Here is a 21,004-nt window from a genome sequence, read left to right as displayed (position 1 = left end):
TGGGCGCTCATGGGCTACTCTCCTCCCCCGTTTTCCTCATTGTCCACCGGAGCCTCGATGGACTCCGCGTTCCGGGCGAGGGCCACCACGCTGTCGCCTTCGGCGAGATTCATCAATCGCACTCCCATGGTCTGGCGGCCGGACTGCTTGATCTCACCGGCGCTCGTCCGGATCACGCCGCCGGCGGACGTGATCGCGAAGACCTCGTCCTCTGGGTTGACCATGACGGCTCCGACCAGCTTGCCACGGGAAGAAACGATTTTCGCAGTAAGCACGCCTCTACCGCCACGTCCTTGAACTGGATACTGCTCCACTGGCGTCCGTTTCGCGTACCCAGCCTTAGTGGCGATAAGCACGTCTTGACCGTCAGCGATCCTATTCATGGCGAGAAGTTCGTCACCTTCGAGGAACCTCATGCCGATGACACCGCTGGTCGCCCGGCCCATCGGCCGCAGCGCCTCGTCGGAGGCGGTGAACCGGATCGCCTGCGCGCCCTTGGAGACGAGCAGCAGATCGTCGGATTCGGAGACCAGACGCGCGCCGATGACCTCGTCGTCCTCCCGCAGGTTGATGGCGATGAGACCGCCGGACCTGGGGGAGTCGTATTCGGCCAGGCGCGTCTTCTTCACCAGCCCGCTGCGGGTGGCGAGGACGAGATACGGCGCGACCGTGTAGTCGCGCAGGTCGAGAACTTCCATGACTGTTTCGTCGGGCTGCATGGCGAGAAGGTTCGCCAAATGCATGCCTCGTGCGTCACGACCGGCATCGGGCAGTTCGTACGCCTTGACCCGGTATACCCGGCCCTTGTTCGTGAAGAACAACAGCCAGTGATGCGTCGTGGTGACGAAGAAGTGGTCGACGATGTCGTCCTGGCGCAGCTGAGCGCCCCTGACGCCCTTGCCGCCGCGCTTCTGGGCGCGGTAGAGGTCCGTCTTGGTGCGCTTGGCGTAGCCGCCGCGGGTGATCGTGACGACGATCTCGTCCTCGGCGATGAGGTCTTCGATCGACATGTCGCCGTCGTAGGCGATGATCTCGGTCTGCCGCTCGTCGCCGTAACGGGCGACGATCTCGGCCAGCTCGTCGTTGACGATCTCGCGCTGGCGGGCCTCGCTGGCCAGGATCGAGTTGTACTCCGCGATCTGCGTCATCAGGGAGTCGTACTCGTCCTGGATGGCCTGCCGCTCCAGGGCGGCCAGCTTGCGCAGCTGCATGTCGAGGATGGCCTGCGCCTGGACCTCGTCGATCTCCAGCAGCGTCATGAGGCCCTGCTGGGCGTGCGAGGCGGACTCGGACGCCCGGATCAGCGCGATGACCTCGTCGAGCCTGCTGAGGGCCTTCAGCAGGCCGAGCAGGATGTGGGCGCGCTCCTCGGCCTTGCGCAGCAGGTAGCGCGTCCTGCGGACGATGACCTCGATCTGGTGCGCCACGTAGTGGCGGATGAACTGGTCGAGCCGCAGCGTGCGCGGCACCCCGTCGACCAGCGCCAGCATGTTGGCGCCGAAGGTGTCCTGGAGCTGGGTGTGCTTGTACAGGTTGTTCAGCACGACCTTGGCGACCGCGTCGCGCTTGAGCACGATCACCAGCCGCTGCCCGACGCGCGAGGAGCTCTCGTCGCGCACGTCGGCGATGCCGGACAGCTTGCCCTCACGGACCAGCTCGGCGATCTTCAGCGCCAGGTTGTCGGGGTTGACCTGGTACGGCAGCTCGGTGACGACCAGCGCCTGCCGCCCCTTGTCCTCCTCGACCTCGACCACCGCGCGCATGGTGATCGAGCCGCGGCCGGTGCGGTAGGCGTCCTCGATGCCCCGCCGGCCCACGATGAGCGCCTTGGTGGGGAAGTCGGGGCCCTTGACCAGCTTGATCGCGGCTTCGAGCAGCTCCTCGTCGGGGGCCTCCGGATTCTCCAGCGCCCACTTGACCGCCGCCGCGACCTCGCGCAGGTTGTGCGGCGGGATGTTGGTGGCCATGCCGACGGCGATGCCGCCCGAGCCGTTGACCAGGAGCTGCGGGAACCGCGACGGCAGCACGTCGGGCTCCTGCGACTTGCCGTCGTAGTTGGGACGGAAGTCGACGGTCTCCTTGTCGATGTCGCGCAGCATCTCCATGGCGATGGGCGCGAGCTTGCACTCGGTGTACCGCATCGCCGCCGCCGGGTCGTTGCCCGGCGAGCCGAAGTTGCCCTGGCCGTCGACCAGCGGATATCTCAGCGACCACGACTGCGCCAGGCGGACCAGCGCGTCGTAGATCGAGGTGTCGCCGTGCGGGTGGTAGGTGCCCATCACGTCGCCGACGACGCGGGCGCACTTGAAGTAGCCGCGGTCGGGACGGTAGCCACCGTCGTACATCGCGTAGAGCACCCGCCGGTGCACCGGCTTGAGCCCGTCGCGTACGTCCGGCAGCGCCCTGGACACGATGACGGACATCGCGTAGTCCATGTAACTGCGCTGCATCTCGGACTGGATGTCCACCGGCTCGATGCGGTCAGCCGGGGGAGTGGTGTTCACGTCCGTCACAGGTAAAGGTCCTTCTGCTGGCTATACATCGAGGAAGCGGACGTCGCGCGCGTTGCGGATGATGAAGTCGCGCCGCGCCTCGACGTCCTCGCCCATGAGCACACTGAACAGGTCGTCGGCCTGCGCCGCGTCGTCGAGCGTGACGAGGCGCAGCAGCCGCGTCGCGGGGTTCATCGTGGTCTCCCACAGCTGCCCCGCGTTCATCTCGCCCAGACCCTTGAAGCGCTGGACGTTGTCACGCGGCCGCGGGTCGGGCCGGCCGTTGGCGATGCCTTCGTTGATGATCGCGTCGCGCTCGGTGTCGGAGTAGGCGTACGACGCCTCCTCGCCCTTGCGGTCCCACTTGATCTTGTAGAGCGGCGGGCACGACAGGTAGACGTGGCCGGCCTCGATCAGCGGGCGCATGAACCGGAACAGCAGCGTCAGCAGCAGCGTGTTGATGTGCTGGCCGTCGACGTCGGCGTCGGCCATGAGGATGACCTTGTGGTAGCGCAGCTTGGTGATGTCGAACTCGTCGTGCACGCCGGTGCCGAGCGCCGTGATCAGCGCCTGGACCTCGGCGTTCTTGAGCACCTTGTCGATCCGGGCCTTCTCCACGTTGAGGATCTTGCCGCGGATGGGCAGGATCGCCTGGAAACGCGAGTCGCGACCGCCCTTGGCCGAGCCGCCGGCGGAGTCGCCCTCGACGATGAACAGCTCGCACTTCTCGGGGTCGTTCCACTGGCAGTCGGCCAGCTTGCCGGGCAGCCCGCTGCCCGACTCGAGCAGCGACTTGCGCCGGGTCAGGTCGCGGGCCTGGCGCGCGGCGATGCGGGCGCGCGAGGCCTGCAGCGACTTGTTGATGATGTCCTTGGCCTCGCCGGGGTTGCGCTCGAACCAGTCGCGCAGATGGTCGTTGCAGGCCTTCTGGACGAACGACTTGGCCTCGGTGTTGCCCAGCTTGGTCTTGGTCTGACCCTCGAACTGGGGGTCGGAGAGCTTGACCGAGATGATCGCGGTCAGCCCCTCGCGCACGTCCTCACCGGTGAGGTTGTCGTCCTTGCCCTCCTTGAGGAACTTCTGCTCGCGCGCGTAGCGGTTGACGATCGACGTCAGCGCCGCGCGGAAGCCCTCCTCGTGGGTGCCGCCCTCCGCGGTGTTGATCGTGTTGGCGAAGGTGTAGACGGACTCGGAGAACGAGTTGTTCCACTGCATGGCGATCTCGACCGCGATGCCGTCGCCCTCCTCCTCGAAGGAGACGATCGACGCGTGCGCCGGCTCCTTCTTGGTGTTGAGGTGCTGGACGAAGTCGGCCAGGCCGCCCTGGTAGCAGTACGTCACGGTGGTCGGCTCACCGTTGACGTATTCGGGACGCTCGTCGGTGAAGGTGATCGTCAGGCCCTTGTTGAGGAAGGCCATCTCCTGGAACCGCCGCGAGAGCGTCTCGTAGTTCCAGGCCGTGGTCTCGAAGACGTCGGGGTCGGGCCAGAACGTGATCGAGGTGCCCGTGTCGTCGGCCGCCTCGCCCTTGGCCAGCGGAGCGACCGGCTTGGACATCTCGTAGCGCTGGCGCCAGTAGTGGCCGTTCTGCTTGATCTCGACGTCCATGGCGGTGGACAGCGCGTTGACGACGGCCGAGCCGACGCCGTGGAGGCCGCCGGAGACCGCGTAGGACTGGCTGTCGAACTTTCCGCCCGCGTGCAGCGTGGTCAGCACGACCTCGACGGCGGATCGCTTCTCCACCGGGTGGATGCCGGTGGGGATGCCGCGCCCGTCGTCGACCACACGGACGCCGCCGTCGGCCAGCAGTGTGATGTCGATCCTGGTGGCGTAGCCGGCCAGGGCCTCGTCCACCGCGTTGTCCACGATCTCGTAGACCAGGTGGTGCAGACCTCGCTCGCCGGTGGAGCCGATATACATACCCGGGCGCTTGCGGACCGCCTCAAGCCCCTCGAGTACGGTGATTGAGCTAGCGTCGTAGGACAACTGCGAAATCCTCCTGCCGCGGACACGCGGCGGGGGAGGCGATCAATCACAAAGCTGCCCCTGCCGTGCCCGTCACCGTCGTGAGTGCCCCGATGCGCGGTCACCCAGGGGAGTCGGCTTGCTGCCGGGGTGACACGCAAGCGGACGTGTCCGGAATCCTTTTTCATTCTACCGCCTCCGGAGGCCCGAGGTGGCAATGAACGCGCCTGTGATGCTCGCTAGCTCGTTTTGCCCCCTGGCAAGCATCCCCCCTCCGGAAAGGGGGCCTATCGCGTCTCCGGCTTTCTGATCGCCCTCGGCGCCCAACCGCCGCAACGCGAAGCGCCTGCTGCGGATGGCGGCCGAACACCTGCCCCATGGCGGTCCGGAACACCTGCTGCGGATTGACGACCGAAGCGCCCTGACGGCGCGAAACACCTGGTGGAGACAGGGGTGAGCACGCCATCCGCGGCGGCGCCGGGCGCCTGCCGCGGACAGCGGCCGAACGCCGCTATCGCGAGCGGCGGGCTGTGGACAACGGCCGAACGCCGTCATCCATAGGTGTCGCGGGGCCCTCGGCTTCCGGTCACCCGCAAACCGCCCGAAGGACGCGGGGCGTTCTGCGGCCCCCTGACCTTGACCTTCGTGACCGTGCCGTCGCCCAGCTCCTCGTTGAGCCGGCGGACGAGGGTGCGCGCGAGCAGCCGGACCTGCGTCGCCCACGCGGTGGAGTCGGCCAGGACCAGCACCTCGCCGTCCTCGAACGACTCGGGCTTGGTGTGGGCGGCCAGCTCGGGGCCGACGATCTCGTGCCATCGCCCGAACACCGCGCCGACCGCCACCGGACGCTCCCAGCCGCGGTCGGCCAGCAGGTCGGCGATGGCGCGGCCGAACAGTTGGGGGTCGCCGCTGTTGCGGCGCGCGCCGCCGCCCTTGCGCCTGGGCTCGCGCCGGGGGAGCTGCCCGCGCTTGGCGGCGTCCGCCTTGGCCTGGGCGAGCTTCTCCCGCGCCAGCGCCGCGCCGCGGGCCGTCACATGCTGCGGCGCCGGCCCTTCGTCCACAGCCGCACCCTCACCCGGCGTACGGCCGGCGGCACCTTCGGACACCCCCTGTGGAGGAGCGGCGAGCCCGTCGCGGGCACCCTGTGGAGAAGCCCCGGCACCGCCTCCCGGGGACGCGCTCGCCGTCCCCGGTTGTGGTGCGGCCTGTGGATAACCCGCGGACCGCCCCCGGACCGAGCGGAACGGCTCCGCGGAGGGCCGCGGATCGTCAGCGGACACGGGTGACACTCCCCTCTGCGACGTCGAAGCGGCTTCCCGTCAGCTCCCCGGGCACGTCGTCGGGCACGGCCGCGGTGATGAGCACCTGCTCGGCCGGCGCCACCATCTCGGCGAGCCGCCGCCTGCGCTGGCTGTCGAGCTCGGCGAACACGTCGTCGAGGATCAGCACCGGGTCGCCCCCGTCGGCCCGCAGCAGGTCGTAGGCGGCCAGCCGGAGCGCCAGCGCGAACGACCAGGACTCGCCATGGCTGGCGTAGCCCCGGGCGGGCAGGTCGCCGAGGCCGAGGATCAGGTCGTCGCGGTGTGGACCGACGAGGGTGACGCCGCGTTCGAGCTCCGACTGGCGGACCTCCAATAGCCGCTCCCGCAGCCGGTCTTCAAGGGTTTTCCCCAAGTCTGTGGATAACGTCTGTGTATCGGAAGATCCCCGCTCACCGGGGACTTCTGCCTCCTGGCCACCCTCGCCGGCGTCCACACCTGTGGACAACGAGCTGCGGTAAGCCAGCGTCGCGGGAGCGCTCGACGGGGCGAGCGCGGCGTACGAACCGGCGACCAGCGGACGCAGCGCCTCGATCAGCTCCAGCCGCCCGCGCAACAGCTCGGCGCCGTGCCGGGCGAGATGGGCGTCCCAGACCTCCAGAGTGCTCAGGACGTCGCCAGCGCCCGCCGCGGCGAACCCGCTGTCCCTCTCCTGCCGGCGGGGGCTCCTGGCGCCTCTGCGGGCCTGCGCGGCCGTACGCAGCAGCGCGCCGCGCTGCTTCAGCACCCGGTCGTAGTCGGCCCGGACACCCGCGAAGCGGGGCGTGCGGGCCACCAGCAGGTCGTCGAGGAAACGGCGGCGCTCGGACGGGTCGCCCTTGGACAGCGCCAGATCCTCGGGGGCGAACAGCACCGTGCGCAGCAGGCCGACGACGTCGCGGGCGCGAGAGACGGGCGAGCGGTTGAGCCGGGCGCGGTTGGCCCGGCCCGGGTTGATCTCCAGCTCGATGAGCGCCCGCCGGTCGTCCCTGTGGACGGCGCAGCGCACGATCGCCCGGGTGGCGCCCTGCCGCACCAGCGGCGCGTCATTGGCCACCCGGTGGCTGGAGTGCGTCGCCACATAGCCGAGGGCCTCGACCAGATTGGTCTTGCCCTGGCCGTTGGGCCCCACGAACGCCGTGACGCCCGGCTCCAGACCGAGCTCCACGGACGCGTAGGACCGGAAGTCGGTCAGCGAGAGGTGGGCGACATGCACCCCACGAAGGTTAGTGCGCCCCGGCGGCAGCTGTGGGCACCGGCATGCGTTCCTGTGGAAAACCCTAGCGATCGAGCTCCCGCGGCGGCGTCACGTCGGCGCCGGGGGCGTCGGCGCCCTTGGCGTGGCTGCCCTCCGCGGAGGCGATCGCGTGGCCGCCGAACTGGTTGCGCAGCGCCGCGACCACCTTCATCGCCGGCGAGTCGTCCTGGCGCGAGGCGAACCTGGCGTAGAGCGCGGCGGTGATGACCGGCAGCGGCACGGCGTGGTCGACGGCCGCCTGGACCGTCCAGCGGCCCTCGCCGGAGTCCTGCGCGTAGCCGCGCAGCTCGTCGAGGTGCTCGTCGTCGTCGAGCGCGCGCACCAGCAGGTCGAGCAGCCACGAGCGGATGACGGTGCCGGTGCGCCAGCTGGCGAAGGAGCCCTTGACGTCCTTGACGATGTCGGAGGCCTCGAGCAGCTCCCAGCCCTCCGCGAACGCCTGCATCATGCCGTACTCGATGCCGTTGTGGACCATCTTCGCGAAGTGGCCGGCGCCGACGTCGCCCGCGTGGACGAAGCCGTCGCGGCCCTCGGGCTTGAGCGTCTCGAAGATCGGCATGAGACGGTCGACGTGCGGCTTGTCGCCGCCGCACATGAGGGCGTAGCCGTTCTGCAGACCCCAGACGCCGCCGCTGACGCCGCAGTCGACGAAGCCGACGCCCCTCTGGGCGAGCTCGGCGGCGTGCTTCTGGTCGTCCACATAGTGTGAATTACCGCCGTCGACGACGATGTCGCCCTCGTTGAGCAGCTGGCCGAGGTCGTCGATGGTGGTCTGGGTGGGTTTGCCGGCGGGCACCATGACCCAGACCGCACGCGGTGCCTGCAGGCGCTCGACCAGCTCCTTCAGGCTGCCGACGTCGCTGATCGCCGGATCGCGGTCGTAGCCGACCACCTCATGACCGCCACGGCGCAGCCGTTCGGCCATGTTGCCGCCCATCTTGCCCAGTCCGATCATGCCGATCTGCATGTGTGCAACCCCCTTGTCAGGGTTCCATCATCTCTGATGACAGGCTCAGCCTGACAGGCGGATGGGCATGATCAGGTAACGGTAGTCGGTGACACCCCCGTCATCCACAGGCTTGCCGCCGGTGAGGATGGCGGGCTTCGTCGAGGTGGTCATCTGCAGCCGCGCCACGTCGGAGTCGATGGCTCCGAGCCCTTCCAGCAGGAACTGGTGGTTGAAGGCGATGTTCATCTCCTCGCCCTCGTAGTCCACGGGCAGCGCCTCGACGGCCTGCGCCTCGTCGCCGCTGCCGGCCTCCAGCACGACCTCGCCGCTCTTGAACGCCAGCCGTACGGGAGTGTTGCGCTCGGCCACCAGGGCCACGCGCTTGACCGCCTCCACGAACGGGCCTGTGGACAGGTCCGCGCGGGCGGAGAACTCCGTCGGCAGCAGCGACCGGTACTTCGGGAACTCGGGGTCGAGCAGCCGCGTCGTCGTACGCCGCCCGTTGCTGGAGAAGCCGATCATGCCCTCGCCCTTGCCGCCGGCGGAGCTGAGCGCGATCTCCACTTCGGCGCCGCTCGCGCCGAGCGCCTTGGCGGTGTCGGCGAGCGTCTTGCCGGGGATCATCGCGATCGCCGAGAAGTCGGGCTGCCCCGGCTGCCACTTCAGCTCGCGTACGGCCAGCCGGTAGCGGTCGGTCGCGGCGAGGGTGACCGTGTCGCCCTCGATCTCCATGCGCACGCCCGTGAGCATCGGCAGCGTGTCGTCGCGTCCGGCGGCGACGGCGACCTGCGCGACGGCCGAGGCGAACACGTCGCTGCCCACCCGGCCCGCGGCCGGCGGCATCGCCGGGAGCGAGGGGTAGTCCTCCACAGGCATGGTGAGGAGGGTGAATCGCGCGCTGCCACAGGTGACGACCGCCTTGGCGCCGTCCACCACGAAGTCCACAGGCTGTGCGGGAAGCGCGCGGGTGATCTCGGCGAGCAGCTTGCCGGAGACCAGCACGACTCCCGGCTCACCGGTGTGGAGCTCGAGGGTGACCTCGGCGGAGACCTCGTAGTCGAAGCCCGAGAGTTTGAGCTGCTGCTCCTCGGTCACCTCCAGGCGCATGCCGGCCAGCACGGGCACAGACGGACGCGCCGGGAGGCTGCGCGCCGTCCATGCCACCGCCTCAGCGAGGACGTCTCGCTCGATTCGGAACATCACGGTGATCAGCCTCCTGGTTCGTCGTTGATTCCAAGGAGTCCACTCTCCCGCACTCGCGCTCCGGGAGGGGCCCCTCTATGAGTCTTTGAGTTTCTTAGTTAGAGAGATAAGAGGTCATCACACTAGGGGCTGTGGAAACTGGGGACAACCGATGTCCTCGCTGGTCAACGGGCATTTCTTTATCCACTGCCGGTGTGGGTGGAGCCTGGGGAGAACTCGCGCGCCTGGGGATGGAGTTTCGTTGCCCACAGGCCGTCCCCAGATCTTGGTGCCTTCATCCACGGACGACGGGCAGTTATCCACGAGGTTTCCACAGCTTATCCACGGGGTAAATCGGACACCCTTGGAGCCCCAGATCGGCTGTTCACAGGCCGTCCACACGTCGTCCACACTTTTCCCCGAGTAGTCCCCAGGTTCTCCCCAGGATGTCCCCACCGTTGTCCCCAGCCTATGTGGACCGATTTTTCCTGGCATTGGGGGGCATTCCGCAGGCACGATTTTGCGTTTCCGCTGGTCCACAGTGTTTTCCACAGGCTGTGTACGACGTCACGAGCCGCGCTGCGTCTGCTTGATCCGCATTGTCAGCTCGTTGACCTGGTTGTACATCGACCGCCGCTCCGCGATCAGCGACCGGATCTTCCGCTCGGCGTGCATGACGGTGGTGTGGTCGCGGCCGCCGAACTGCTGGCCGATCTTCGGCAGCGACAGCTCGGTCAGCTCGCGCGCCAGATACATGGCGATCTGCCGGGCGTTCACGAGCGCCCGGCTGCGCGAGGTGCCGCACAGGTCGTCGATGCTGATGCCGAAGTAGTTGGCGGTCTCGGTCATGATCGCCGCGATGGTGATCTCGGTGTCGGACTCCGAGGTGATCAGGTCCTTCAGCACCACCTCGGCGAGCTGCAGGTCGACGCCCTGCCGGTTGAGGCTGGCGAACGCGGTGACCCTGATGAGCGCGCCTTCGAGCTCGCGGATGTTGGTGGAGATGCGGCTGGCGATGTACTCGAGCACCTCGGGCGGCGCCGCCAGGCCCTCCTGGATGGCCTTCTTCCTGAGGATGGCGATCCGGGTCTCCAGCTCAGGCGGCTGGACGTCGGTGATCAGGCCCCACTCGAACCGGTTGCGCAGCCGGTCCTCCAGCGTGATCAGCTGCTTCGGCGCCCGGTCGCTGGAGATGACGATCTGCTTGTTGGCGTTGTGGAGCGTGTTGAAGGTGTGGAAGAACTCCTCCTGCGTCTGCTCCTTGCCCTCCAGGAACTGGATGTCGTCCACGAGCAGGATGTCGATCGCCCGGTAGCGGCCGCGGAACCCGTCGGCCTTGTGGTCGCGGATGCTGTTGATGAAGTCGTTGGTGAACTCCTCCGAGCTCACGTACCTCACCCGCGCGCCGTCGTACAGGCTCTGGGCGTAATGCCCGATCGCGTGCAGCAGGTGCGTCTTCCCCAGCCCGGAGTCGCCGTAGATGAACAGCGGGTTGTACGCCTTCGCCGGTGACTCGGCGACCGCGACGGCCGCCGCGTGGGCGAACCGGTTGCTGGCGCCGATGACGAACGTCTCGAACGTGTACTTCTGGTTGAGCCTGGCCGGTTCGCTGGGTTTGCTGCTCTTCGCCTCCCACCGGTTCTGCGCCGGCTCGGGGGTCTTTTCCACAGGCGGTGTGTACGGCTGCGCCTGTTCAAAAGAGAAGCTCTGCTGTGGATATTCGGTGGATACCTGAGACTGCTCCGGCTGCGGCGAATAGTACTGAGGCGGCTCAGAAGCGGGGTTGTGCTGCGGCTGCGCGGACTGTGAATAACGCAGCTGGCTCTCCACACCCTGGGGATAACTCTGAGTCACAGGCTGTTGATGACCGTCGCCGGGCGACTGCTCGGGCGCCGTGGTGTCGATCATCACGGCCAGCCGCATGGTCCGGCCTAGCTCCTGCGACAGGGCGTGGACGACGAGCGAGCGCAGCTTGCCCTCGATGAGGTCCTTGACGAAGTCGTTCGGGACGCCGAGCACGATCGTGTCGTTGGCCAGGGCGATCGGGCGCACCATCGACAGCCACGTGCGCTGCTGGATCGGCACGTTCTCGTTGAGGAAGTTGCCCAGGGCCCTCGCCCATACCGTGCCGAGGTCGACACCGTTCACGGTGTGGTTCCCCCTCCTCGCTCTCGCGGCCCCCCGCGTTGGTCTGTCCACATGACACGGCCGCCCACATGGATGAGCGGCCTGTTCGTCCACACGTGGTGGCCGGGCGTCGAGCCGCGGGCCTCCACAGGTGATCCACAGGCTGTCCACAGGCTCTGAGCGGCCCAGAAGGGCTGACAGTAGCGATGTGCACAGCTGTGTTCAAGATGTTGTCCACAGCCTAGTGGCACCGGAGTGCACATACTGTGGACGTGTGGCCGGCGGTGGAAAAGCGGCCTGTGGATTGGTGGATAACCGCGCTGGTTTGACCTGGGCGGTCCTTGCCCCGTAACGTACGACGGTCGGCTTGTCACGCGACGGCTATTTCGCGTGCCCTCGCTTTCCTGGCAGGCCATCCATGTGTGTTAAGCGCCCTAGTGGCGCACCTTCGAGCCTGGAGCCCACCCGTGAGCAAGCGTACTTTCCAGCCGAACAACCGTCGCCGCGCGAAGACCCACGGCTTCCGGCTGCGGATGCGCACCCGGGCCGGTCGCGCCATCCTCGCCGCTCGCCGCCGCAAGGGTCGCGAGAAGCTGTCGGCCTGATCGTCCCGCGCCCGATAGTCGGCCCGCCGGTGGTTCTCACCGGCGGGCGATAGGCATATACGGTGCTGTCACGGCAATCCCGCATGCGACGCGGGGAGGAGTTCGAGAGGGCGATCAAGCGCGGACGACGCGCCGGCCGCCCGACCCTGGTGGTGCATTTCGCCGTTTCGGGGGAAGATCCGCCTCTGGTGGGATTCGTGGTGAGCAAGGCCGTCGGTGGCGCGGTGACCCGGAACAAGGTCAAACGACGGCTCCGACACCTGATGCGGGGGCGTCTCGACCGGCTTCCGAGAGGTAGCCTGCTTGTGGTACGCGCCAATCCACCGGCCGCGTCCGCGCGATTCGAGCACCTGGCCGCCGAGCTCGATTCCGCGCTGGAACGTTTGCTCAGGCGGCGCGAGTCCTCGACGGGTGGACACAAATGACGGAGCAGCCGCAAGAGGTGGCGCCGAGCCTCGCCGCTCGGGTGCTCATCGTCCCCATCCGGTTCTACCGGGCGTTCATCAGTCCGCTGCTCGGCCCGCGCTGCCGCTTCTACCCTTCGTGCAGCGCGTACGGGCTCGAGGCGATCGCCGTACACGGTGCAGTGCGCGGCATCTGGTTGACTGTCCGGCGCATCGGGCGGTGCCACCCATTCCATCCCGGAGGTATTGACCCGGTGCCCCCACGCCCGGTCCGGTCCCACGAAACGCAAGGGAGATAGCTCGGTGGAGCTGTCCTGGCTGAGCTGGCTGTATCAAGCCGTAGCCCACGTCATCATCTGGATCCATACTGCATACAGCACGGTCCTCGACCCGGACAGCGGTCTGACCTGGGCGTTGACGATCATCACGCTGACCGTGCTGATGAGGGTCCTGATCTTCCCGCTCTTCCTCAAGCAGATGCGCTCGTCGCGGAAGATGCAGGAACTCGCCCCCAAGGTTCAGGAACTGCGCAAGCGCTACAAGAACGACAAGCAGCGCATGAACCAGGAGGTCATGGCGCTCTACCAAGGAGCGGGCGCCAACCCGCTCGGCGGCTGTCTCCCGGTGCTCGCCCAGTTCCCGATCTTCATCTCCATGTTCACCGTGCTCCACAACATGGCCGACGGCCATGCGAAGTACGGCATGACGCAGGAGCTCGTCGACAGCGCCCGTAAGGCGCACATCTTCGGTGCTCCGCTGCCCGCGAACTTCTGGATGTCGTCGGAGCAGATCATCGGCTTCAGCGCGAACCCCGTCACCACCAAGGTGGTTCTGGCGATCTTCGTGGCGATCAGCTCCCTCACCACGTTCCTCACCGTCCGGCAGAGCGTCACCCGCTCGATGCAGCAGATGCCGGACAACCCCATGGCGCAGCAGCAGAAGATCCTGATGTACATCTCGCCGCTGTTCGCCTTCTTCAGCCTGAACTTCCCGCTCGGCCTGATCCTCTACTGGGTCACCACCAACGTGTGGACGCTCGGTCAGCAGCACTGGTTCTACAGCCGGCACCCCATGCCGCAGTACGACGCCAAGGGCAACGTCATCCCGGTCCAGCCGAAGCCCGGCCTGATCGCGAAGCTCCGTAAGACCCAGCCGGAAGAGCAGGCCCCTCCGCCGCCTCCGGAGCCTAAGATCATTAGGCAGCAGCCGAGCAGGCAACCCCGTAGCAAGCGCACCGGCAGCAAGAAGTCGTGAACACGAAGGAGAGGCCGGCCATGACCGAGGCCGAGCAGGAGAAGGCTCCTGACATCACTGCGCTGGAGCAGGAAGGCGAGATCGCTGCCGACTACGTCGAGGGCCTTCTCGACATCGCCGACATCGACGGCGACATCGACATGGACGTCGAGGGCGACCGTGCCCTCGTCTCCGTCGTGGGAGTGAAGGGCACCGAGCTGGTGGGGCCTGGGGGAGAGGTCCTGGAGGCCCTGCAGGAGCTGACCCGGCTGGCCGTGCACCGCCAGACCGGCGAACGTTCGAGGCTCATGCTCGACGTGGCCGGCTACCGCGAGCGGCGCCGCGCCGAGCTCAGCAAGCTCGGCACGGAGATCGCCAACCAGGTCAAGGAACGCGGCGAGCCCAAGTCGCTGCAGCCGATGACGCCGTTCGAGCGGAAGATCGTCCACGACGCGGTGGCGGCCGCCGGGCTCCGCAGCGAGTCCGAAGGGGAGGAGCCCCACCGGTACGTCGTGGTCCTGCCCGCCTGAGGCGCTTCACGCCGTCTGATCCGGCCGTCCGCCCGCCGTCGCGCGTGGCGGACGGCCGTTTCGCATTTTGTAGCGATTTATCGCTGTACGTGACTTCTTAGGTGGATGTGGGGTAACGATCGTGCGCGGTGACGCGCTCACAGGCCGCCTTCACCCTGGCCCGCTAGTCTTCCCTTGTGATCTCACCCGTAGCCTTGGGTGAAGACCCGATCTCTTTTCACCCACCCATCCGATCAGGGCCGACCAGTCCCAGAAAGGGCCAGCCGACCAGTGAGCGAAGAGCTTCCGGAGCCGCCGGACATTGCGCGGGACGTTTTCACCGGGGAGGCCTGGGGTCGCGCGAACGCGTTCGCCGGGCTGCTCGCGGGTCCCGGTGTCGTCCGTGGGCTGCTCGGCCCACGGGAGGTGCCGCGAATCTGGGATCGCCACCTGCTCAACTGCGCGGTCGTGGCCGAGGTCGTGCCGCCCGACGTACGGCTGGTGGACATCGGGTCGGGCGCCGGCCTGCCCGGGCTGGTGCTGGCGATCGTCCGGCCGGATATCACGGTCACGCTGCTGGAACCGCTGCTGAGGCGTACCGTCTTCCTGGAGGAGAGTGTCGAGGCGCTCAAGCTCGGCAACGTCGAAGTGCTGCGCGGGCGGGCGGAGGAGCTCGCGGGCAAACGTGAGTTCGACGTCGCCAGTGCCCGTGCGGTGGCGCCGCTCGATCGTCTCCTCACCTGGGCGATGCCGCTGCTCCGCGAGGGCGGCGAGCTCATCGCGATGAAAGGGGAGCGGGCGGCCGAAGAGCTCGCCGAGGCGGAGACCGCGCTACGCGCCAGCGGGGCGCGAACGGCTGAGCTTGTCACCGTCGGGCGCGGTAAGGTCGAGCCGCCTGCAACATTGGTTCGGGTGGTAGCGGGTCGCCCGCCGGAGCGAGCAGCGAGGCGGCGACGAAGGAGGTGACGGTTGTGCCAGTCACATCAAGTGGTCTTGGCTGGCCGGCAAGCCGTCCGTCTGAGAGTCCAACCGGGGTTGGCTGGCCCGAAATGGGCGTGTCGCGACAGCGAATTCCCGGCACCGGCACACCACTGGTTGAAAGGATGGCCATCGTGACCCAGACCCCCCTGACCCCCGGTGATTCGCCGTTGGTACGAGAGGCGCTCAGCTCAGTGGTTTCACGTGAAACATCTGCCACCCCGATGGCGGCCCAGACCGGCGAGACCCCTGGCGATGGCGACGCTCTCTGGCCGCGTCCGTCCAAGACCCGAGTGATCGCGGTGGCGAACCAGAAGGGTGGCGTGGGAAAGACCACCACCTCGGTCAACATTGCCGCCGCCCTGTCGATGCACGGGCAGCGGGTCCTCGTGGTCGACCTCGACCCCCAGGGCAACGCCTCCACCGCTTTGGCCACCGAGCACCGTGGCGATGTGCCCGACGTGTACCAGGTGCTGGTGGACGATCTTCCCATGGCGGACATCGTCAAGCAGGTCCCCGACATGCCCAACCTCTATTGCGCCCCCGCCACCATCGACCTGGCCGGCGCGGAGATCGAGCTGGTCTCCCTGGTGGCGCGGGAGGCGCGGCTGCGGCGGGCGCTGGCGGCGTACGAGGCGGTGGAGTTCGACTACATCGTGATCGACTGCCCGCCGTCGCTCGGCCTGCTGACGGTCAACGCGCTCGTCGCCGCGGACGAGGTCATGATCCCCATCCAGTGTGAGTACTACGCGCTGGAGGGCCTCGGACAGCTGTTGCGGAACGTCGACCTGATCCGCGCCCACCTGAACCCGACCCTGCGCCTGTCCACCATCGTCCTGACGATGTACGACGGCCGCACCCGGCTGGCGTCACAGGTGGCCGAAGAGGTGCGGTCGCACTTCGGCGACACGGTGCTCAAGACGGTCATCCCGCGTAGCGTCCGGCTGTCGGAAGCGCCCAGCTACGGCCAGTCGGTGATGACGTACGACCCGGGCTCGAGCGGGGCGATGGCGTACATGGACGCCGCCCGCGAGATCGCCCACCGCGCCACCGTCTCCTGAACGGGCCCAGGCCCACGCCGTCGTGGTGGACGGCCGGGCGTCGTCCACCACCGCTCGCGGATTTGTGGCATGTCGGTGTAAATCCAGCGGGACGGTGTGTGGCGAGCGGGCACTCCGCCGGGTCCGCAACGGTAACCTCTCCTGGAGTGACCGGAATCGACCGGGTGGACGAGGAGACGCAGTGAGTCAGCAGCGGCGGGGATTGGGCAAGGGGCTCGGGGCGCTCATCCCGACCGGTCCCATCGTTGACGGCCCGGGGACGACGTCGGCCCCGGCGAACGGTTCAGCGGGGGAGACGGGTCCCAAGCCGATCGCCGGAGCGTACTTCAGAGAAGTCCCGTTGGCCGCGATTGTGCCCAACCCTCGGCAGCCGCGTAAGGTCTTCGACGATGAGGCGCTGAAGGAGCTGGCGGAGTCGATCCGCGAGGTCGGCCTGCTGCAGCCCATCGTGGTCCGGCCGGTGGGCGGTGGCGAGTACGAGTTGATCATGGGGGAGCGGCGTTGGCGGGCCTGCAAGCAGGTCGGCCTCGATCCGGTTCCCGCGATCGTGCGCAACACGCAGGACGACGAGCTCCTGCGCGACGCGCTCATCGAGAACCTCCAGCGCCAGGAACTGAACCCTCTGGAAGAGGCGGCGGCGTACCAACAACTGCTGGACGATTTCCAGGCTACGCATGATCAGCTGGCGAAGAAGCTCGGTCGTTCCCGTTCGCACATCACCAACACGCTGCGGCTGCTCAAGCTGCCCTCCGAAGTCCAGTTGCACGTGGCGGCCGGTACCCGCGTGACCGCGGGCCACGCGCGCGCGCTGCTCGGGCTGGACAGTGCCGAGGAGCAGATCAAGCTGGCCAAGCGCATCGTCGCGGAGCTGCTCTCCGTACGGGCGGTGGAGGAGATCGTCTCCATGGGGAGCGCCCAGGCGGCGGTGAAGAAGCCCGTACGCGAGCGGCAGACCCCCAAGCCGACCGCTCCCGGCCTGACCCACCTCGCCGACCGGCTCTCGGACCATTTCGAGACCAAGGTCAAGGTGGACTTGGGACGGCGCAAGGGGCGCATCGTGGTGGAGTTCGCCACGATCGACGACCTGGAGCGCATCATCGGCACCATGGCTCCGGATGCGGCCCGAGCGATGCGCGAGGCCGAGAACTGACCCTGTCTCACGGGAACGTGCCGTTGTTTCACGTGAAACATCGCTGTGGCAGCCCCAGCGAATAACGCTGGCCGTCCACTGCCCTTGCCCACTCTCGAGGGCAGCACCGGCCATCAGGCCCCGACTTTCCTGGGTAAAGCTCCTACTTCCCGCAGTGAATCGCCAGCTCCTACCCAGTCACACCGCATCCCCACTCCTCCCTCCCCCCAGTCGCACGCCTGGCGTGCCCGCATCCAGCCCTCACGCCGCCCCGACGCCTGCACCGCACACACCACACCTCGAATAGGCGACACTCACGAGGTGGGCCGTCTCCCATTCCCATACCGCGCCGCATGGGTGACCCGCATGCCGAGATATCGCCGCCTCTTGATTGCACCGCGCCGGGCTTCGTCGTATCACCCAACATCGCAGGGCGTCTGAGCGCGGGGGGTGCGTCCACTGAGTGGTCAGGTGCCGGTATGCGAAACACGCGCAATCGTCCTGGGCCTCGCGGGCGTCCGCACGGGGCTGGAGGTCTCAGCAATGTGGGGGCGCATAACGGCACCAGGCGATGAGTACGACGCATGCTCTACCCGACCCTCGGGCGTACGTTCCGCCGCAGGGTAATGACAGGGCTCACCGCCTCACGCGATGCCCGCATGGTCTGGACCCCGCATCATGAAGTGACCGCTCTCGCGTGATGGCCCCATGCTAAGCAGCGTCCCATGAGCCAACGGGCACCACCGCGCAGCAATTGACGGGATCGTGCTGGCAGAGTCGGATCGGAGGGTACCGCGTTCACTGGGCACTGCGCTCGTCGGGTCATGAGCCGGCCGCGCCGCATGGGCGGATCGGATCCGCGATCCTGGCGCGCGTGATCAGACCTTGGTGGCTCCTGCGTTGTGCATGTCAGGACGTCCGAGGGCACAGAGTTCAGGTGCGGGTGCCGGGCCTATGATCGCCCGTGGAGAAGCTCGTGGCGTTCGGGCACGCCTGCATCACCGGAGCAGATGCGCGGCGCATGGGCGGCCCACTCCCGCATCCAAATGCCGGCATCGCTTGATCTCGCCGGGACGCAGTTGCGTCGCGCGGGCTGGCAACGTGGTGGCGCAGATGCGCAGGGCGGCGGCGGGGTGGATGTGATTGCCTCATCCAATGGAGAGGACCAGCGATTTCGGCCTGGCGTGGGCCCCCGAGGGACAGGGCGGTTTCTCATGGCGTGGCCGCGAGATCGGGGACGGTCGATCGCAGGCGCTCTGCTTGCGTCGCACGAACCTGCGACGGGGCGCATCGCCTGATCCCAGTCGTCGGGAAGGAGGGCATCGGCCTGCGCGAGCATGTGCATGGGCCCGACCGGGACTTGTCAGCACCGCATCGTCTGACGACGGCTGCATCTGGCGATGTCAGCATCGCGCGATCCGTATTAGCCGGTGACGCTACGCCCCCCTCAACTGCACGAGCGTGTCGCTCGCCGTGAACGCCGCATTGCGGGCGCCTCATCGCTGGAGCGCGCCGATCTGAGAAGCCGGCGGCATGCGCGTGTGGCGGATCGCGCCGCACGCATGTGAGGGGGGCAGCGGTGTGGTTGGGAGCATGCGCACGTCCCGCAGGCGCTAGGGATGAGCATGCGTACGTCCCACAGACGCAGGGACGAGCGTGCTCTTGTCATATGGGTCCGCCGCGTGGCGCTGCCGGTGATGGCTGATCGGCCCGGTTACAGCTGTGGCTGCTACATGTGTGTCCCATGAGGCAGCGAGATGATGCGATGCGCGCCGCGTCCAGAAGCAGGCGATGATTCGTCGGCTCGCCCGGCTCGGCTGGTTGTGCGACCGGGAGGGCGTCGCCCACATGAACGCCGTAGCAGGCGCATCCGGCTATCTCGGCGCCGCATCGCCTGTCGACCGCGACCTGCGGGTGCGGGGACTCGGCGGACTCCGGGTGGTCAACGCCTCGGTGGCGGGGCTTTCGGTAGCTGTCACGTGTCAGCGGAATTTGTGCCGCCTGCGCCTGCCTTTGTATTGAGCTTGCGAGGCTGTGGCACACCGGTTTCGGGGCACGGCTCAGCCAGGGATCGTGCCGGGGTCGACGGAGGATTCCTCGTTCCTGACGCTTACCTCGCATGACTCACGCTGGCTCCTACACCCTTCCCCCGTCTGGGTGCCGCGCTATCTGTCCACTGCGCTGCCCCGGAACGGGGACAGGGGCGCGGGGGAACGTGAGCTTGGGGACCACCGCTTCGGTCTTGGGCAAAGGACGCGCTGCCGAGGGGGCGAGCATTCAGCGGTGATTCTGGTGGCGTGCGCGGGCGTGTTCTCTAGCTGCTGCGCTGATGCTTGTTTTCCGTTGGCGGCCCAGGCTGCTGGCTGCCATGCGTAGAAGGTGATGACCATGCAGGGCGTCGGAGCGGTCCTGGCGGGCGCCGTCGCTCAGCACACCTCGCCCGCGACGGCATCCCGGAGGAGTGCAGGCCGAGCGCGTGCCCCCGCAGTTCGTGGGGGGTGAGAGCGACCAGCCGTTCCTGCAGCAGCAGACTGGCTGTCCCTGAGGGTTATCGGCTTGCCGGCGGCGCGGAGGACTGCGGGGCCGCTTTTTCGGGTGTCGCCGTCGGTTTCCGCTGAGAGTGGCGCGATTGGTGAGTGCCATGCCGGGTGGACCACGGATGATGAGCGCATGTCATCGGTCGAACCTTCGTAGCGGGCCACGTGGCAGTCGGCGTATGTTTCACGTGAAACATACGCCGGACGCACCTTGCGCGCGCGTCCGCGGTCCGATGCGATGGCGCCTCCGCAGGCTCGTTGAGATCGCCGATGTCGCGGCTTCGGCGATTCGTTCTGGGCGTTGGGATGAACGGCCGTAGTGAGCGGAAGCCGTGCCGACCGACACGCGGGCCAAGCGCTGCGCTGTCCGTGGGGGAGCCATGTTTCACGTGAAACACGGCGCAGCAGGGATGGCGGTTCGGCGTCGCCGCAGAGTGGCGCGACCGCGGGCGGCCCGCTCCTGGCAGCCATGACTCGGATCGGACGGCGACGCGGATCGGGCGTGGACGCGGAATCGTCGCCAACAACCACCGGGCGAAGGGCGTCTCGCGGACGTTGCCGCCCAAGCCGAGTTGGTGCACGATTCTCCCGTCGTGCATCAGGTGCTCGCCGCTGGGACTGGCGTTGAGGGGCTGCTGCGAGTCGGTGGCATGTGGGAACCGCAATGTTTGGGGGCGCCGCGGAGACTTGGATCGCTACTCGGGTGTCAGGGGAGGCACGGCCTTGGTTGCTGAGCGTGCCGCCGGGAAATGCGGTTGTCTCGCAGCGGCCGGTTGTGAGCGGGGGTGTCAAGCGGCTGCGGGGTTCGTCGTCGCCGGTGTCCAAGCGTGCTTTCACTGGGCGAGTTCGGCCTGGCTGCCCCTTGCCGAATCGTCTTCACGTAGACCGACAGCCCGGCATGAGGGACACCGACGTCTCCTCGATGCCCCCGCCAGCGGCCGAGCCCGACCGCGATCGCGACGGCCTCCTTATCGCCGAGCAGCACGGCGGTTGACCGGCTCCGCGGGCGCTGTCGTTTGGCGGGCGACACCGCCCGCCGCGTCGGGTGGCGTACCGACTCCAGGCGGCAGAGGCCGACGGCAAAGAAGAGGCGTGGGCTGACTTGTCATGTCGCTCGGGTGGCCAGGGAGACAGGCACGCGTCATCGAGTTGGCGCCCAGCCTCCCGATGACGAGTGGGCATCTCGGGTTGGCCGATGATCAAAGTGCTCTGCCTCCGGTGGCGACCCACCACTGCGTCTGCTGGCTGGGCCGGCCGCGCGGCCAGGGGATGGGGGG

The 21,004-nt window shown here is 67.8% G+C and carries 16 protein-coding genes; 9 read left to right on the top strand and 7 right to left on the bottom strand.

The genetic code is table 11. The annotated features are described in order from the left end of the window. Window positions 1-14 precede the first annotated feature (14 nt). From gyrA to dnaA, 7 genes are all read right to left on the bottom strand, one after another. Window positions 15-2,513 carry a DNA gyrase subunit A gene (gyrA, locus tag C1J01_RS20615; RefSeq protein ID WP_111180620.1) on the bottom strand — a complete coding sequence of 833 codons (2,499 nt, stop codon included), beginning with the start codon at window positions 2,511-2,513 and terminating at the stop codon, window positions 15-17. A gap of 21 nt (window positions 2,514-2,534) precedes the next feature. Further along, complete coding sequence (gene gyrB, locus C1J01_RS20610; protein WP_111180619.1) at window positions 2,535-4,478, bottom strand: DNA topoisomerase (ATP-hydrolyzing) subunit B; 1,944 nt, start codon at window positions 4,476-4,478, stop codon at window positions 2,535-2,537. Between the two features lie 530 nt (window positions 4,479-5,008). Continuing rightward, window positions 5,009-5,518 carry a DciA family protein gene (locus tag C1J01_RS20605; RefSeq protein ID WP_235854563.1) on the bottom strand — a complete coding sequence of 170 codons (510 nt, stop codon included), beginning with the start codon at window positions 5,516-5,518 and terminating at the stop codon, window positions 5,009-5,011. Window positions 5,519-5,726: 208 nt separating this feature from the next. Then, window positions 5,727-6,971 (bottom strand): DNA replication/repair protein RecF, encoded by a 1,245-nt coding sequence (recF, locus tag C1J01_RS20600; RefSeq protein ID WP_111180618.1) that lies wholly within the window; start codon window positions 6,969-6,971, stop codon window positions 5,727-5,729. 64 nt (window positions 6,972-7,035) lie between these two features. After that, window positions 7,036-7,980, bottom strand: coding sequence for a phosphogluconate dehydrogenase (NAD(+)-dependent, decarboxylating) (gnd, locus tag C1J01_RS20595; RefSeq protein WP_111180617.1), 945 nt, complete (start codon window positions 7,978-7,980; stop codon window positions 7,036-7,038). Window positions 7,981-8,025: 45 nt separating this feature from the next. Further along, window positions 8,026-9,165: a DNA polymerase III subunit beta gene (gene dnaN, locus C1J01_RS20590; protein WP_111180616.1), complete on the bottom strand. Its 1,140-nt coding sequence runs from the start codon at window positions 9,163-9,165 to the stop codon at window positions 8,026-8,028. 546 nt (window positions 9,166-9,711) lie between these two features. Next, window positions 9,712-11,292, bottom strand: a complete 1,581-nt coding sequence (gene dnaA / locus C1J01_RS20585; RefSeq protein WP_111180615.1) for a chromosomal replication initiator protein DnaA — start codon at window positions 11,290-11,292, stop codon at window positions 9,712-9,714. Between the two features lie 446 nt (window positions 11,293-11,738). Between dnaA and rpmH the strand changes: the two genes are divergently transcribed. The 9 genes from rpmH to C1J01_RS49200 all read left to right on the top strand — a co-directional run bounded on the left by rpmH (window position 11,739) and on the right by C1J01_RS49200 (window position 19,212). Next, window positions 11,739-11,876 carry a 50S ribosomal protein L34 gene (gene rpmH, locus C1J01_RS20580; protein ID WP_043614899.1) on the top strand — a complete coding sequence of 46 codons (138 nt, stop codon included), beginning with the start codon at window positions 11,739-11,741 and terminating at the stop codon, window positions 11,874-11,876. Window positions 11,877-11,938: 62 nt separating this feature from the next. Beyond that, on the top strand, window positions 11,939-12,301 hold the full coding sequence (gene rnpA, locus C1J01_RS20575; RefSeq protein WP_111180614.1) for a ribonuclease P protein component: 363 nt from the start codon (window positions 11,939-11,941) through the stop codon (window positions 12,299-12,301). Beyond that, window positions 12,298-12,579: a membrane protein insertion efficiency factor YidD gene (gene yidD, locus C1J01_RS20570; RefSeq protein ID WP_111180613.1), complete on the top strand. Its 282-nt coding sequence runs from the start codon at window positions 12,298-12,300 to the stop codon at window positions 12,577-12,579. Before rnpA ends, yidD begins: the two co-directional genes overlap by 4 nt. Window positions 12,580-12,583: 4 nt before the next feature. Next, the gene (gene yidC / locus C1J01_RS20565) at window positions 12,584-13,534 is read left to right on the top strand and encodes a membrane protein insertase YidC (protein ID WP_111180612.1); all 951 of its coding nucleotides are present in this window, start codon (window positions 12,584-12,586) and stop codon (window positions 13,532-13,534) included. A 20-nt stretch (window positions 13,535-13,554) separates the two neighbouring features. After that, window positions 13,555-14,043 (top strand): Jag family protein, encoded by a 489-nt coding sequence (locus tag C1J01_RS20560; RefSeq protein ID WP_111180611.1) that lies wholly within the window; start codon window positions 13,555-13,557, stop codon window positions 14,041-14,043. A 270-nt stretch (window positions 14,044-14,313) separates the two neighbouring features. Further along, window positions 14,314-14,988 (top strand): 16S rRNA (guanine(527)-N(7))-methyltransferase RsmG, encoded by a 675-nt coding sequence (rsmG, locus tag C1J01_RS20555; protein ID WP_111180610.1) that lies wholly within the window; start codon window positions 14,314-14,316, stop codon window positions 14,986-14,988. 236 nt (window positions 14,989-15,224) lie between these two features. Beyond that, entirely contained in the window at window positions 15,225-16,061 is an 837-nt protein-coding gene (locus C1J01_RS20550) for a ParA family protein (protein WP_235854562.1), read from the top strand. 181 nt (window positions 16,062-16,242) lie between these two features. Continuing rightward, window positions 16,243-17,211: a ParB/RepB/Spo0J family partition protein gene (locus C1J01_RS20545; protein WP_111180609.1), complete on the top strand. Its 969-nt coding sequence runs from the start codon at window positions 16,243-16,245 to the stop codon at window positions 17,209-17,211. 1,770 nt (window positions 17,212-18,981) lie between these two features. Beyond that, the gene (locus C1J01_RS49200) at window positions 18,982-19,212 is read left to right on the top strand and encodes a hypothetical protein (protein ID WP_146615672.1); all 231 of its coding nucleotides are present in this window, start codon (window positions 18,982-18,984) and stop codon (window positions 19,210-19,212) included. Window positions 19,213-21,004 lie beyond the last annotated feature (1,792 nt).

The organism is Nonomuraea aridisoli, assembly GCF_003236395.1.
In the GTDB taxonomy this organism is placed as follows: domain Bacteria; phylum Actinomycetota; class Actinomycetes; order Streptosporangiales; family Streptosporangiaceae; genus Nonomuraea; species Nonomuraea aridisoli.
The sequence above is the reverse complement of the archived record's forward strand: the minus strand, read 5'-3'. Positions and strand labels throughout refer to the sequence as shown.

Coding starts and splice junctions, on each gene's coding strand:
- gnd (WP_111180617.1), bottom strand. CDS start 7,980: ATGCAGATCGGCATGATCGGACTGGGCAAGATGGGCGGCAACATGGCC.
- yidD (WP_111180613.1), top strand. CDS start 12,298: ATGACGGAGCAGCCGCAAGAGGTGGCGCCGAGCCTCGCCGCTCGGGTG.
- C1J01_RS20560 (WP_111180611.1), top strand. CDS start 13,555: ATGACCGAGGCCGAGCAGGAGAAGGCTCCTGACATCACTGCGCTGGAG.
- C1J01_RS20550 (WP_235854562.1), top strand. CDS start 15,225: ATGGCGGCCCAGACCGGCGAGACCCCTGGCGATGGCGACGCTCTCTGG.
- C1J01_RS49200 (WP_146615672.1), top strand. CDS start 18,982: ATGATTCGTCGGCTCGCCCGGCTCGGCTGGTTGTGCGACCGGGAGGGC.